The sequence below is a fragment of the Humibacter ginsengiterrae genome (genome assembly GCF_054780115.1).
Map to the genome: position 1 here is coordinate 1 of NZ_BAAGWY010000002.1, position 14,484 is coordinate 14,484.

At 68.3% G+C, this 14,484-nt stretch carries 15 protein-coding genes; 9 read left to right on the top strand and 6 right to left on the bottom strand.

The window, feature by feature from the left end; all coding sequences use genetic code 11:
• The first annotated feature begins 347 nt into the window (after nt 1-347).
• Entirely contained in the window at nt 348-1,217 is an 870-nt protein-coding gene (locus ACYVII_RS02565; protein WP_460530544.1) for an HNH endonuclease, read from the top strand.
• A gap of 41 nt (nt 1,218-1,258) precedes the next feature.
• On the top strand, nt 1,259-1,666 hold the full coding sequence (locus ACYVII_RS02570; RefSeq protein ID WP_460530546.1) for a (deoxy)nucleoside triphosphate pyrophosphohydrolase: 408 nt from the start codon (nt 1,259-1,261) through the stop codon (nt 1,664-1,666).
• A gap of 68 nt (nt 1,667-1,734) precedes the next feature.
• Here the strand turns inward: ACYVII_RS02570 and ACYVII_RS02575 are convergent, their stop codons facing one another.
• Entirely contained in the window at nt 1,735-1,914 is a 180-nt protein-coding gene (locus tag ACYVII_RS02575) for a hypothetical protein (RefSeq protein ID WP_460530548.1), read from the bottom strand.
• A gap of 155 nt (nt 1,915-2,069) precedes the next feature.
• Here ACYVII_RS02575 and ACYVII_RS02580 point away from each other — a divergent pair, with 155 nt between their 5' ends.
• Nucleotides 2,070-2,723: a nucleoside/nucleotide kinase family protein gene (locus tag ACYVII_RS02580; RefSeq protein WP_460530550.1), complete on the top strand. Its 654-nt coding sequence runs from the start codon at nt 2,070-2,072 to the stop codon at nt 2,721-2,723.
• A gap of 69 nt (nt 2,724-2,792) precedes the next feature.
• Nucleotides 2,793-4,004 (top strand): enolase-like domain-containing protein, encoded by a 1,212-nt coding sequence (locus tag ACYVII_RS02585; RefSeq protein ID WP_460530552.1) that lies wholly within the window; start codon nt 2,793-2,795, stop codon nt 4,002-4,004.
• A gap of 20 nt (nt 4,005-4,024) precedes the next feature.
• Here ACYVII_RS02585 and ACYVII_RS02590 read toward each other — a convergent pair whose 3' ends face one another.
• Entirely contained in the window at nt 4,025-4,435 is a 411-nt protein-coding gene (locus ACYVII_RS02590; RefSeq protein WP_460530555.1) for a PNPOx family protein, read from the bottom strand.
• 32 nt (nt 4,436-4,467) lie between these two features.
• A complete protein-coding gene (locus tag ACYVII_RS02595) occupies nt 4,468-4,986 on the bottom strand; it encodes a carboxymuconolactone decarboxylase family protein (protein ID WP_460530558.1) in 519 nt (172 codons plus the stop codon).
• A gap of 99 nt (nt 4,987-5,085) precedes the next feature.
• On the opposite strand from ACYVII_RS02595, the gene ACYVII_RS02600 reads away from it, so the two are divergent.
• The 5 genes from ACYVII_RS02600 (at nt 5,086) to ACYVII_RS02620 (ending at nt 10,579) form a co-directional block, all read left to right on the top strand.
• A complete protein-coding gene (locus tag ACYVII_RS02600) occupies nt 5,086-5,955 on the top strand; it encodes a sigma-70 family RNA polymerase sigma factor family protein (protein WP_460530561.1) in 870 nt (289 codons plus the stop codon).
• A 143-nt stretch (nt 5,956-6,098) separates the two neighbouring features.
• On the top strand, nt 6,099-6,596 hold the full coding sequence (locus ACYVII_RS02605) for a MarR family winged helix-turn-helix transcriptional regulator (RefSeq protein WP_460530564.1): 498 nt from the start codon (nt 6,099-6,101) through the stop codon (nt 6,594-6,596).
• A complete protein-coding gene (locus ACYVII_RS02610) occupies nt 6,593-7,846 on the top strand; it encodes an MFS transporter (RefSeq protein WP_460530567.1) in 1,254 nt (417 codons plus the stop codon). The genes ACYVII_RS02605 and ACYVII_RS02610 overlap by 4 nt, the downstream gene beginning before the upstream one ends.
• Nucleotides 7,847-7,944: 98 nt before the next feature.
• Nucleotides 7,945-9,099 (top strand): acyltransferase family protein, encoded by a 1,155-nt coding sequence (locus tag ACYVII_RS02615; protein ID WP_460530570.1) that lies wholly within the window; start codon nt 7,945-7,947, stop codon nt 9,097-9,099.
• 163 nt (nt 9,100-9,262) lie between these two features.
• On the top strand, nt 9,263-10,579 hold the full coding sequence (locus ACYVII_RS02620) for an aspartate kinase (RefSeq protein ID WP_460530573.1): 1,317 nt from the start codon (nt 9,263-9,265) through the stop codon (nt 10,577-10,579).
• A gap of 207 nt (nt 10,580-10,786) precedes the next feature.
• On the opposite strand, the gene ACYVII_RS02625 is transcribed toward ACYVII_RS02620, so the two are convergent.
• The 3 genes from ACYVII_RS02625 to ACYVII_RS02635 form a co-directional block, all read right to left on the bottom strand.
• The gene (locus tag ACYVII_RS02625) at nt 10,787-11,683 is read right to left on the bottom strand and encodes an SGNH/GDSL hydrolase family protein (protein WP_460530576.1); all 897 of its coding nucleotides are present in this window, start codon (nt 11,681-11,683) and stop codon (nt 10,787-10,789) included.
• Between the two features lie 278 nt (nt 11,684-11,961).
• Nucleotides 11,962-13,470, bottom strand: a complete 1,509-nt coding sequence (locus ACYVII_RS02630) for a site-specific DNA-methyltransferase (RefSeq protein WP_460530579.1) — start codon at nt 13,468-13,470, stop codon at nt 11,962-11,964.
• Nucleotides 13,471-13,694: 224 nt separating this feature from the next.
• The gene (locus tag ACYVII_RS02635; RefSeq protein WP_460530582.1) at nt 13,695-14,444 is read right to left on the bottom strand and encodes an SDR family NAD(P)-dependent oxidoreductase; all 750 of its coding nucleotides are present in this window, start codon (nt 14,442-14,444) and stop codon (nt 13,695-13,697) included.
• Nucleotides 14,445-14,484: the final 40 nt, after the last annotated feature.

Consider the following 14,484-nt stretch of genomic DNA (forward strand, 5'->3'; position numbering starts at 1 on the left):
GTTATCGGTCATCGTGGGATCTCGCTTTGCTTCTTGCCGGAAACAACTGGTCATCCCACGATGGCCCTCCTACGTCAACGACGACGAGAACCCCGCGGGAAGTGACACCACGCTACGAGACGCACCCGAGTCCTCCGATCGCAGAGGTCTCTGCCCCTTATCCACCGAGCTGAAACTGACGGTGGCGATGTGCATTGCGGTCCGTCAAGGTCAAGCTGATCGAGGCTGCGGCGTGACGCCGACGGTGCCGCTGGAGACTCGGGGGCGCAGACATGTCGGTGGTCCTGTATTCACCGTGGCGGCCGAACCTAGGCCATGATCGGAATGTGCGAAGTCCGGAAGAGCAGGTGGCCATCCGCGAGGACGTGTTTCGCTGGCTCGACGACGTCTTCATCGGACATGGCGGCTACGAAATACGTCATTCGATTCTGCGCTCGTATACGTACCACGGAGAGCGGATCCCGCTCTTGGACCAAGGGCGCGGTATCCGAAACCCGGCAGACTTTTCATCGACGCTATCCATCATGTCTGGCTGGAAGTCGAATAAGTATCGCGACTACGAGGCCGACGATGGATGGGTGACATACGACTATCGGGCCGGTGATGGCGGCGATAACGTCAAGCTGGTTCGGGCGTATGAGAATCAAGACCCGATCGTCTATTTTCGTGCAGTGAGCCAGGGGTATTACGTCCCCTACTATCCAATCACTATCGCGGAGAACGATCCGGTTGCGAGAGTTGTACGCTTCCCTCTTGATGAGGCCTTCATCGCGCTTGGTGACCCGGCCAGTTACACGCCAATCCAAAAACGCTACGCGGCTTCTCTCGTGCAGCAACGACTGCATCAACCGATTTTTCGGGCGCATGTGCTCCATGCATACGCCGGCGCGTGCACTGTCTGTGATCTTCGGCACGCGGAGCTCTTAGACGCTGCGCACATCATTCCGGACTCTGCGGAGCTTGGCGTTGCCGAAGTGACGAATGGTCTCGCGATGTGCAAGATCCACCATGCGGCATATGACAGAAACCTAATGGGGATCACCGCGGATTACGAAGTGCGTATCAACGATGATCTTCTCAACGAGATCGACGGCCCCATGCTTCGCCACGGTCTCCAGGACATGCACGGTCGGACGATCCACGTCCCAACTCGGCGGAGTGAGCGACCTTCACCGGAGCGTCTCGCCGAAAGATTTGAGCAGTTCTCTCTACGCTGATGTGCCGATCTCCTCGTGAAGTCGGAGCCAGGCCTGTGGTCGTGTCCGTCGTCGCTGCGGTCATCACCAACGGCGACCGCGTCCTCGCGTGCCGACGCAACGCCGACCGCGAGGCCGGCGGACTGTGGGAGTTCCCCGGTGGCAAGGTCGAGCCCGGGGAATCGGCGCAGCAGGCGCTCGAGCGGGAGATCCGAGAAGAGCTCGGCGTGGGCATCCGTGTCGGCGATCTGCTGCATCGCGGAACCACGCCCATGAATGGGCGGCTCGTTGAACTCGCCTGCTATTGGGCGACGTTGACGGATGCCGAGCCCTCCTCCAGCACGGATCATGACGGCATCCGGTGGTTCCGCCGCGACGAACTGCACGAGGTGGAGTGGCCCGAGCCGGACCAGGCGGCCGTGGCGCTGCTTGCCGATGGTGCGAGGCCTCGGGGTGGCGTGGCCGAATGACCTCTGCGGCTGACGGAACCGCTCCGCCGATTGCATCGTGGATCGGGCGGGTCCCGGGCGCCCACCACTCAGTCCATGCCGCCGCGGATCCAGTGCTGAACGCGCCAGATCACGTTGTACAGGTTCCACGGCGCCTCGTCGTACGTCTTCCATTCCTGGCCGACGCGGGTGGTCCACTCGGGAATGCGTCCGCAGCAGATGTGGTGCCCGAACACACGGAACAGCGAATTGCACAGCACGGCCTTCATCACGAAGTCCTCTCAGCGATGGCCGGCCCCTGGGTGGGGCTAGCGTTGTCGTCTGCGCATGCTCGTACCGTACGCCAAGGGGCCGACGCTGCGATGCGGCATACTGTGGCCGTCATGCCTTCCGCACCCGTCGCATCCGAGATCGCCCTACGCCGATGACCGGCGTCGACCTCACGGAAGCCGGGGATCTCGTCGACCGGATGCTCGCGCTCGCCGACGCGCAGGCATCCGCGGGGCGCGTGCTTCTCGGCATCGTCGGCGCGCCCGGTGCGGGCAAGTCGACGCTCGCGGCCGCGCTCGCACAAGAGGCGACTCGTCGTGGACGCGCGCACGAGGTCGCGGTGCTCCCGATGGACGGATTCCACCTCGCCGACGCCGCACTCATCCGGCTCGAGCGTCTCGACCGCAAAGGTGCGATCGACACGTTCGACGGCCACGGACTCCTCGGGCTGCTGCGACGCATCCTCGCCGAGCCCGATCACACGGTCTACGCGCCGGCGTTCGAACGCGACCTCGAACAGCCCATCGCGGGCAGCATCGCGATCGAGCCGGCGGTGCGCTTCGTGATCGTCGAGGGCAACTACCTGCTCGATCTCGAGGAGCCGTGGCGGAGCATCCGCTCTCTGCTCACCGAAGCGTGGTTCATCGAGACGCCGGACGACGTGCGACTGCCGCGACTGATCGCCCGGCACGAACGGTTCGGCAAGAGCCCAGCGGATGCCCGTGCATGGGTCGAGCGCGTCGACGAGGCGAACGCGCGACGCATCGCCGCCTGCCGCGATCGCGCCGACCTCATCGTGCCGCACTGACCGAAGTCGCCCGTTGATGCGGCCCACCCCCTAGCCTCGGAGCATCCGTCCTGTGCCAGAGGAGGCCCCATGCGAAACCTGCGGATCGTCGACGTCGAGGTGCACAGGATCACCGGGCCGAATCCGCGGTACTCCGAGGGCGCGCATCCCGAAGGCGACCGCCAGCGGCAGGTGCAGGCCATCGATCTGTACGACGACGCCCGCGAGCCGCTGCGCGTCGCGGCGGCGGATGCTCGGGAGCCGCGCACCATCTCGCTCTGCTACCTGCGCATCGTGGCGGATGACGGCGCATTCGGGTTCTACGGGCCGATCGATGAGCTGCCGGGCCGCGTCGTGCTCGACGTGTACCGCGACCTGCTGATCGGGCAGGATGCGCTGGCATCCTCCACGATCTGGGACCAGCTCGAACGCATCGACCGGCACAGCAGGCACGGTCTGCACAAGGCCGCGATCTCCGCGATCGACAACGCGCTGTGGGACCTGCGCGGGCGCGTGTTCGACGCCCCAGTGTGGCAGCTGCTCGGGGGTGGGTCGCGGCGGAGCATCCCCGCCTATGCGAGCATGCTCGGCACCCCGCTCGACGCGGCGACGATCGCGAACCGCGCCAAAGCCGTGCAAGCCGAGGGTTTCGCCGGCCAGAAGTGGTTCTTCGAACACGGGCCGGCCAGTGGCCCCAGCGGGCTTGCCGCCAGCGTCGACCTCGTGCGGCAGGTGCGCGAGGCCGTCGGCGACGACGAGCCGATCATGTTCGACGCGTATCACGGCTGGGATCTGCCGTTCGCCCGCGCCTGGGCGCAACGCGCCGAGCAGTACCGTCCGGACTGGCTCGAGGAGGCTCTGCTGCCGAACAGGCACGCAGCGTTCGCCGAGCTGCGGCGGTCGACGCGCATCCCGCTGGCCACCGGCGAGCACGTGTACGACCGTCAGGAGGTGCTCGACCTCCTTCGCGACGGGTCGATCCAGGTGCTGCAGGCCGACCCGGAGTGGTGCGGCGGCGTGACGGAGCTCACCAGGATGGCCGCGCTCGCCGAGACCTTCGGCGTCGCGCTGATCCCGCACGGGCACGGCGTTCACGCCGCGCTGCACGTGATCGCGTCGCAGTCGCCCGAGGTGTGCCCCAAGGCGGAGTACCTGCTGCGGCACATGCCGTTCCGGCATCACTTCGAGGCGGATGCCCCGGCTCCCGTCTCCGGCGCGTTCGCTCTGCCGACGGAGCCGGGCTTCGGCATCGGACTCGACGCGTCGAAGGTCGAGCGCGTCGAGTTGCTGCCCACGAGCTGATCAGCGGCGCCTGAGGTGCGTCACGTCGGAGGGACGCTCGTTCCCCCGGTGCCGCGGCGCAGCACGATCGCACCGGGCATCCGTCGAAGCACGAACCGGAACAGCGGCTTCGCCAGGGCGGATGCCTCCACCGCATCCACGATGCGTGGCTCGGTCGTTCGCTCGTCGCGACCCTTCCACGTGACGACCGCGCCATCGGCTGCGACGACATTGCGCGCCCAGTTGGTCGTCGTGCCCCATGGCAGGCCGATCAGGATGAGCGACTTGTCGCGCGTGGGCACCACGGCGATCGGCGTCGCGTACTCGGCGCCGCTGCGTCGTCCGCGGTGATGGACGACCGCCCAGAGCGGGAACCAGCGCCGCCCAGCCAAGGCTCGGGCGATGGGTTCGAACCCGCGCTGCGCGGCCGGACGTCGCTTCTCCTCGGTCATGCGTCCAGCATGCGCCTTGCCACGGGCATCCCTCACCGCTTCCCGGCGGGCTGGCGGATCGCCGCGTTGATCCGGTTCCACACGTTGATGGTGCCGATCGAGAACAGCAGCGCCGCGATCTCGCGCTTGCTGAACACCGCAGAGACCTCGTTCCAGAGCTCGTCCGGCACCGCATCCGTCTTGTCCGCGACCCGCGTCACCGCCTCCGTGAAGGCGAGTGCCGCGCGCTCACGAGCGGTGAAGTACGGCGCCTCGCGCCAGGACGCGACGGCGGCGATGCGCTCCTCGGAGGTGCCGTCCACCTCGCGCAACTCGCGCGTGTGCTCGACGGTGCACCACGAGCATCCATTGATCTGGCTCGCCCGCAGCGTCACCAGGTGCAGGATCATCTCCGGGATGTCAGTGGATGCCGCGACCTTGTTCATCGCGGTGAGCGCATCCATGCCGCCCTCCAGCAGGAATGCCGGGTGGGGCATGCGTGCCCGAACCGGCACGATCGCGTCGGCGTCGGAAGCGAGGGTGGTCTGCTGCAGCTGCGTGGTGTCGGTCATGGTCTGCTCCTGTTCATGTCTTGCGATGTCACACCGCCGCGATTTCGACGGTCATAACGGGGACGCCATGATTGACCCGCGACCGGAAGGAAACGTGACATGACCGACCAGGATTTCTTGGCCGCGCAATTCGAGGGGCACCGCGCACGCTTGCATCACCTCGCCTTCCGCATGCTCGGTTCAGACGCCGAGGCCGACGACGCGGTGCAGGAGACCTGGCTGCGGCTGTCCCGCTCCGGCGGTGACGACATCGACAACCTCGGCGGCTGGCTCACCACCGCAGCCTCGCGCGTCTGCCTGAACATGCTGCGGTCGCGGGCGACCCGCGGCGAGACCGAGTACGAAGAGGCGCTGCCCGACCCGGTCGTCGAGCCGGTGCGCGCGGCAGGTGACCCGGAGGCATCCGCTCAGCTGTCGGACGCTGTGGAGACCGCGCTGCTGCTCGTGCTCGACAGGCTGAGCCCTGCGGAACGGGTCGCGTTCGTGCTGCACGACACGTTCGACGTGCCGTTCGAGCAGATCGGCGAGCTGCTGGAGCGCTCGCCGGAGGCCGTGCGGCAGCTGGCCAGCCGCGCGAGACGGCGGGTGCGCGCCGACGACAGCTCCTCGGATGCCGCGAGCGACTCCCGCGGTCGCCGCCTCGTCGATGCGTTCTTCGCGGCCGCACGCGATGGCGACTTCGACAGTCTGGTCGCCGTTCTCGCCCCGGATGCCGTGCTGCGGGTCGACGACGGCGTCTCGGCGACGACAATCGTGCGTGGCAACCAGCAGATCGCCTCGCGCGCCATGATGTTCGCCAACCCGCGAGCCGTGCTTCAGCCCGTGCTCATCGACGGACTGCCGGGCGTGCTCGTGACCGTCGAGGGGCGGCCGGTGTCGCTGATGGCGTTCCGGGTGGAGGGGAGCCGGGTGCTCGGGATCGACGGGTACTCGGGGGAGCGGCTCGCGGGCATCCGGTTGCCGGTGTGATGGCCTGACGCCGGGTGTCGGCGTCTCCGTCCCCAGCGGAAGCGAGTCACCGGGGATCGGACGAACGCGGGCGCGCCGGGCATCCAGCGCCCAGCCGAGGTTCTGGGCCACCGGCGATCTGACAGGGCTGTTATATTAGCGCTGTGACATCGTCGAACCAGGAAGAGCCGCGTCCGCAACGCGTCTCGGAACTGCCGAGCACCTGGCGCCCGATCAAAGTGGTCAGGCAGCGCATGGAAGACGGCATCGCCGAGGCGTACGAGCGCATGGGCATCGAGGGGGTGCGACCGCGGTTCAGCATGGCTGTGATGTTCCTCGACGACCGAGCCATGAGCATCCGTGACCTTGCAGAACGGTGCGGCGTCACGCACTCGGCCATGAGCCAGTCCGTTTCGGCGATGCGCAAGGCGGGCCTCGTCGAGTCGGAGCCGGGAACGGATGCCCGCAGCCGTATCGTCTCGCTCACCCCGCGTGGCAAGGAGGTCGCCTCGGTCTTCTGGCGGGAGTGGTACGCGACGGAGGCGGCCGTGCGGGAGGTGGCCAAGGAGGCCGGCGTCGATCTCGAAGAGCTGGGCGCCGCGATGGGAGCCGCTCTCGACCGGGAGTCCTTCGCCGACCGCGTGCTGCGGAACCTGGTATGACGCTCCGGGATCACCTGGTCGACATCCGTCCGCTGCGGGAGATGCCGGCGTTCCGCGCGTTCTGGATCGGCACCACGGTGTCGAGCTTCGGCAGCCAGCTGAGCGCGTTCGCCCTGCTCTACTACGTGTGGGAGCTCTCGCACTCCGCCGCACTGGTCGGCCTGACGGGCGTCGTGCGCGCCGTGCCTTTGGCGGTCTGCGGCCTGCTCGGCGGTACCCTCGCCGACAGGATGAACCGCCGCACGCTCCTGCTCAGCATGCGGCTCGCGCAGATGGCGTCGTCCGCCACGCTGGCCGTGCTCGTGATCGCCGGCGTCGCCAACGTGCCCATCGTCTACGTCTTCATGGCGATCGGCGCGGGGCTCGCATCCATCTCGGTTCCTTCGAGCCAGACGTTCGCACCGCGGCTGCTCGATGGCGAACGGCTCGGAGCGGGCCTGGCGCTCATGCGACTCTCTTCGCAGTTCGCGATGCTCGCAGGGCCGTTCGTAGCGGGCATCCTCGTCGACAATCTCGGCGTCGGCATCTGCCTCGTCGTCGATGCCGCCACGTTCATCGCCGCTCTTTGGGGCATCGTGAGCCTGCCGAAGGCCGTCGGCGAGCCGCAGCGCGACGCCGGCACATCGGAGCGCGGCATCCTCGGCGCCGTTCGCTACCTCGTGCGCACGCCCGTGCTGGTCGGCGCGTTCGTCGCCGACCTCAACGCGACGGTGCTGGCCATTCCCACGGCCCTGTTCCCGGTGATCAATGCCGAACGATTCGGCGGATCGCCGGTCACTCTCGGGTTCATGCTGCCCGCGATCGGGCTGGGCGGCATCCTCGCCGGCGTGCTCTCGGGCCGCATCACCCGGCAACCGAGGCAGGGCGTCGTGATGGTGGTGTGCTGCGCGATCTGGGGCGCAGGCATCGCGCTGTTCGGGCTGAGCGGATGGCTGCCCCTCGCGCTCCTCGGCCTGGTGATCGCCGGCGCCGCGGACACCGGCACGGTCGTGAGCCGCGGCACCATCGTGCAGCGCTCGACTCCGGATGCCCTCCGCGGCCGCATGAACTCGCTCGACTTCCTCGTCGGTGCGGGCGGCCCCAGCCTGGGCGATCTGCGAGCCGGGATGGTGGCCTCCGCGACGTCGGGCGCGATCTCGGCCGTGACCGGAGGACTCGCCTGCGCCGTCGGGGCCGGCGTGATCGCGGCGGCGATACCCAGCCTGCGCAGGTGGCGGGCAGATGAAGCGGCGACGGCGCAGATGCCCTGAGAACGTCGACACATTCATTACACAGGCTTGACATGTCTGGCAGGTCGCGCGCAGAGCCCGCCTAACCGAAGCCGAAGTTCGGCGCGCAGTGTGGTGGCGTGCGAAGTGCGGGTGCGATCAGGGTTACGCGCATCCGCCCCGAGATCCAGGCGCTTCGGGCACTTGCTGTGCTCGGCACGATCACGTATCACACCTGGCCGGGATACATTCCGGGCGGAGACGCGGGCGTCGACGTGTTCTTCGTGGTTTCGGGCTTCCTGATCACGGGGATGCTCGTGCGCGAGGTGGACCGGACGGGCGGGATTTCGTTCCGGAGCTTCTATGTGCGCCGGATCCGCCGTCTCTTCCCCGCGGCGTGCGCGATGCTCGCATTCAGCGCGGCGATGACGATCGCCTTCGTGCCCAAGGCGAAGTGGGCCTACTTCTTCCACGAGATCGGCGCGGCCACGATCGGCGTGGAGAACTGGAGCGAACTGGCGAACTCGCAGAGCTCGAACCCGGTGCTGCGCCACCTGCCGCCGACACCGGTTCTGCACTTCTGGTCGCTGGGCGTGGAGGAGCAGTTCTACCTGGTGTGGCCGGCGCTGATCCTGCTCATCGTGCTGCTCGTGCGACGCAGCAGGCGGCGCGGCGAGGGCTTCCGCACGCAACTGCGGTGGGTGTTCGGGATCGTCGCGGCCGGCTCATTCGTGGACTGCGTCATCGCCACCTATGTCAACGTCAACCTCGGCTACTTCGCTACGAACGCTCGCGGCTGGGAACTGGCCGTCGGCGGTCTGCTCGCGCTTCTGCCGGGTCTCGACCGCATTCCCGAGCGGATGCGCCTGGCACTCAGCTGGGCCGGCCTGCTCGCCATCGTCGGCACCTACTTGTTCACCTGGGATCAGCATCATTTCCCTGGCTGGTATGCGCTGTTCCCGGTGTTCGGCGCCGTGGCCGTGATCGCGGCCGGCACACCCGCAGGACGTTCCTCGCCGGCGTACTTCGCGCAGTGGCAGCCGATCCAGGCGTTCGGGGATGCGTCGTACTCCATCTACCTGTGGCACTGGCCGGTGATCTTCTTCTTTCCCTTCGTCACCGGTGTGCCGACGCCGTGGTGGGGCGTGGCCCTTCTCATCGCAGCGGGCGTGGCGATCGGGTTCGCATCCAAGCGCTGGATCGAGGACCCGCTCCGCGTCGGAGCGAGGGTGCGCGTCGGGCCCGGATGGGGAGGTCCCTCTCGACACGATCGGCCGCTGCAGCACACCGCGTAAACCTCTTTCGCCCCCAGGCATCCGCTGCGCCGCCGAGTACTCCCGTAACACGCGCAGAGGCACACTCCAGCCGCCCGTAGAATTGGGATACCAGCGCCGAGACGCCGGCATCCGTCGTTTCGCACCCGCTCGGCCGGCGCATCCCACCCTTCAGGAGTCTTTCGTGGCCTTGATCGTGCAGAAGTACGGCGGCTCGTCCGTCGCCGACCCCGAGAGCATCAAACGGGTCGCCAAGCGCATCGTCGAGACGCGTAAGGCCGGCAACGAGGTGGTCGTCGCGGTCAGCGCCATGGGCGACACGACGGATGAGCTGATCGACCTCGCACACGAGGTGACGCCGATGCCCGAGCCGCGCGAGCTCGACATGCTCCTCACTGCGGGCGAGCGCATCTCGATGGCGTTGCTCGCGATGGCGATCAAGTCGATGGGCTACGACGCCCGCTCCTTCACCGGCAGCCAGGCCGGCATGATCACGGATGCCCGCCACGGCGCCGCCCGCATCGTCGACGTCACGCCGGGGCGCATCCGTGAGGCGCTGGACGAGGGTGCGATCGTCATCGTCGCCGGATTCCAGGGTTTCAGCCGCGAGTCGAGGGACATCACGACGCTCGGACGCGGGGGATCGGACACCACGGCGGTGGCGCTGGCGGCTGCACTGGACGCATCCGTCTGCGAGATCTACACAGACGTCGACGGCGTCTTCACGTCCGACCCGCGCGTCGTGCCGCTCGCTCGTAAGATCGACCACATCACGAGCGAGGAGATGCTCGAACTGGCCGCGGCGGGGGCCAAGGTGCTGCATATACGCGCAGTGGAATATGCCCGCAGGCACGGAGTGACGCTGCACGTGCGCTCGTCGTTCAACAACGGCGAGGGCACCTACGTGCTGAACGAGGCATCCAGGGACTACGCCGACAAGCTCGCGGCGCTACAGCAGAAGGTCCAGAAGAGAGGCAACACAGTGGAAGAGCCGATCATCGCCGGCGTGGCCACCGACCTGAGCGAAGCCAAGATCACGGTCGTCGGGGTTCCGGACGTTCCGGGCAAGGCCGCCTACATCTTCAAGGTGGTGGCCAAGACGAACGCCAACATCGACATGATCGTGCAGAACGTGTCGGCGGCGGCGACGAGTCTCACCGACATCTCGTTCACTCTGCCGAAGGGCGACGGGCAGAAGGTGCTGCAGGCGCTGCGCGCCGAGCAGCAGGACGTGGGATTCCAGTCGCTGCAGTACGACGACCAGATCGGCAAGCTCGCCCTGGTCGGGGCGGGCATGCGGTCGAACGCCGGCGTCTCCGCGAAGCTGTTCGAGGCGTTGTACACGGCAGGAATCAACATCGAGATGATCTCGACCAGCGAGATCCGCATCTCGGTCGTCACCCGCGCCGACACGGTGGCAGAGGCGGCGCGGGTGGTGCACACGGCGTTCGGGCTCGACTCCGACACCGAAGCCGTCGTCTACGCGGGCACCGGGCGGTAGCGGGCACCGGGCGGTCGCAAGCGGCGGGCGGTAGCAGGCACCGGACGGTAGCGGGCGGCCGGACTGTCGCAAGCGGCCGCTTCGGGACATCCATCGAGTCCTAGTCGACAGGCAAAGTACGTGAGGACAGGCAGAATCTGCCTGTTCTCACGAGGTAAGCGTCTTCCTGCCTGTTTTCGCGTGGAGCGACCGCATGTGGAGGCGCGCTCAGTGCGTGAGGGCCGAGAGCGTCTTCGCGTACTGGGTGTAGCCGTCGAGGGTGGGATGGTAGGCGTCGATGCCCTTCAGCACGAACCACGGGTTCTTCGCGTTGACGCCGTGGCCGCGGAACTGCACATCGACGAAGCGGATGTCCGTGCCAGCAGCACGCTGCTTCGCCACCGCCTTCGCGATGGTCGCGTCGAGTGACGCCACGGCCGTGTCGACGGCGATGGCGGCCGACAGCTCATCGGATCCCAGCGTGCTCTCGTTGATGGCGGGCAGGTCGTAGAACAGGGGATAGTCGGCGACGAGGATGCGCGCGTGCGGTGCCGCCTTCGCGATCGCCTGGTAGGTCTTCTCGAGCTTCGGCGCCAGAGTGTGCAGCAGCGCGACCGACGCGGCCACCGCGGTCTTGCAGATGTCTGTCTCGCCCCGGCCGCACGCCGACGGCAGCACGCTGACGTCGAGGTCGTTGCCGCCGATCGTGATCGTGACCAGGTCGATCTGCGGGTCGAGCGCGTCGATCTGGTGATCGAGCACGTCCGAAGTCGTCGCGCCAGAGCAGGCGACGAACCGGGAGAGCACGATCGTCTTCGATTTCGCGAGCTGCTCCGGGAATCCGTGCGGGCTGCGACGGCACCGGCCGCTCGCGTCGCCGCCGCCCATGCCCGCCGAGTATGAGTCGCCCAGTGCGGCGTAGCGCAGCGGGTCGGATGCCGTTCCCTTGCGCATCGTGGAGGTCGGGGCGGGAGTCGGCGTGCTGCTCGTCGGAGCCGTGGGCGCGCCGGACTGGTCAGGGTCTCCGGAGCCCGACTGCGAGCATCCGGCGAGAACCAGTGCTGTCAGAGTTGCTGCGACGAGCGCGACGGCGCGTGCATGTGCCGTTCGGGTTCGCTTGCGCATCCTGCGAGGGTAGTGCGGGCGTCCCGGAGGCGGGTGGGCAGTTGCTGGACGCGGCGTCAATGGTCGCGGTTCGGGCGCGGGCGGCGGATGCCCGGCGCGGCTGCAGATGCCTGGCGTGGCTGCCGATGCCTGGCGCGGGCGGCGGGTGCCGAGCGCGGGTGGCGGATGCCTGCCGGGGGCTGCGGATGCCGAGCGGGGGCGGCGGGTGCCTGGCGGGGGCTGCGGATGCCTGGCGGGGGCTACGGATGCCCGCCGGGGCTGCGGATCCCTGGCGTCGCTCAGCGCGGCTCGAGGCGGAACACGCGGAACCCGGTGTCGACGTGCCCGCCCGCGGAGCGCGAGCGGAGGCGCTTGCCTGCGCGGCGCATCCGTTCCGCCGTCACGTCGGCGATGGTGGCGAAACCCGCGGCGGCCGCCTCGGATCGGGGCGAGGTGCGCTCATCCAGCTGCACGAGCGCGAACCGGCGACGCGCGCCGTCGTCGGCGTTCTGCTCCATTACGGCCTGCGCGGTCGTGCCGGAGCCGGCGAAGAAGTCGAGCACGAGGTCGTCGCCGCTCGTGGTCACCGCGATCAGGGTGCGCAGCAGCGCGACGGGCTTCGGGGAGTCGAACAGATGGTGCATTCCCAGGTCGTCGAGATCGCGCTGGCCCGACATGGTGCTCGGGCCCATCACCACGTCTTTCAGTGTCATGCCGTCCACGTCGCGCACCTTCGTGCGGATGCGCAGCATGCCGCCACTCACGTCGAACTCGAGTTCGTCGTGGTCGGCCAGTACCCGGGCGCGACTCCAGCGCCATGCGTGCCAGTGAAGACCGGCCCGATGATTGGGGTGCGGCAGAGCGGTGACGAATCCATCGAACTCGGTGTCGTCGTCGATGTCGGTGACGCGCACCTCGCCGGTTCCGGGGTGGTAGTGGATGCGGAACACCATCGTGGGTGCGGTGCGCTCGTTGAACCGCGAGTTGGTGTTGTAGAGCTCGTTCTTCGTGACGTAGGGGCCCTTCGCGTCGTACTTCGGCGGGTAAGCGGTGCGCCGGTAGACGGCGGGCATCAGCGCGTGCAGGTCGGATGCAGACCCGCGGAACCGGGCGACGGCGTCCGCGTTCCGGGCGAAGCAGAGGATGTACTCGTGCGTGCCGGCCGGCCCCCCGCCTGAGATCTGCCGCCCCTTGAGATTGCTCACCCACACGATCGTGGCCACCACGTTGCGCGCGCCGAACACCTCGGCCAGCAGCAGCTTCAACTGGGCGACCTCGTTGCCATCGATGCTCACGAACCCGACGCCGTCGTCGGTGAGCAGGTCCCGGGCGAGAATCAGCCGCGGATACATCATGCTGAGCCACTCGGCGTGCGACGGCCCGAAGTCGTCGTTGTAGACGAAGTCGTTGCGCGTGTTGTACGGCGGGTCGATGTAGATCAGCTTCACCGACCCGGCGTGCGTCTGACGCAGCAGCTTCAGCGCCTCGAGGTTGTCGCCGGCCATGAAGACGTTCCGGGTGGATGCCCGATCCACCGACTCGTCTTCCGCCTCGCGCAGCTGCGCGCTCGGCGGCGTCGTCGCCTCGAGTGCGGCGGCCCGCTTGCCGGGCCACTCCAGCCCGTACCGCTCACCCGAGCCCTGGGCTAGCTCGCCCGAGAGCTCCTGCTGGAGCAGATCGAAGTCGACCGACATCCGCGGCTCGCCCGCCTCGCCGGCCACCTCGGTGATCACGTGCGGGAACAGACGTGCGATCGCTGCGACGTTGTCGGTGAGCCGGCTGGCGGGCCGAGCATCCCACTCGTCCACGATGCTCCCTCCGATCCCATTGGCTCGGCTGTTCACAACACTATCCACGCGTTCGAGAGCGCCGTGAACGAACCGGCAGCTTGGCGCGCACGAAGGCGCACCGTCGCAGTGACGGACGCGCACCTTGGCGGGAAGAATGCGCACTCTCGCGGCGAAGGGCGCGCACCCTCGGGGGAAGGGCGGGCACTCTCGCGGGGAAGGGCGCGCGCTCTCGGCGTTTGCGCTCAGTCGCGCGGGCGCAGGCGAAGGCCGGACATCCCTCCGTCGACCTCGATCGCCGTGCCGGTCGTCGAGCCGGCCGCGGGGCTCGCCAGGTAGGCGACGGCATCCGCGATCTCGTCGGCTGCGACCAGGCGGCCGTGAGGCTGCCGCGCCTCGAGCGCCTTGCGCTCGGCGGCGGGATCGGGCGCCATCTCGAGCAGCCGGGCCACCCACGGGGTGTCGGCGGTTCCCGGGCTGACAGCGTTCACGCGGATGCCCTCGGCCAGGTGATCGGCGGCCATCGCGCGGGTCAGCGACAGCACGGCGCCCTTCGACGCGGAATACAGGGCGCGCTGCGGGAGGCCCGCCGTAGCGGCGATGGACGCCGTGTTCACGATCGCGGCGGCCGGTGACTTCCGCAGGTGCGGGAGCGCTGCGCGCGAGACCCGCGCCATGCCGATGACATTGATGTCGAAGACGCGCTGCCACTCGGCATCCGGGTTCGCGGCGACGTCGCCCTGAGCGCCGATGCCGGCGTTGTTCACCACGATGTCGAGGCGGCCGAACTCGTCGATGACACGCTGCACACCGGCTACGACCGTGGCGTCGTCGCTGACGTCCACCCGCACGGCGAGGTCGGCGTCGGCGGCATCCGGGTTCAGGTCGAACGCGGCCACCCGGGCCCCGTCCGCGCGCAGCCGGCGGGCGATCGCAGCACCGATGCCGGAGGCACCTCCCGTGACGATGGCGACGAGTCCGGTGAAGTCGGTCATGGCGGTCCTTCCTGCGCGGGGAATCCGCGCAACCACGGTG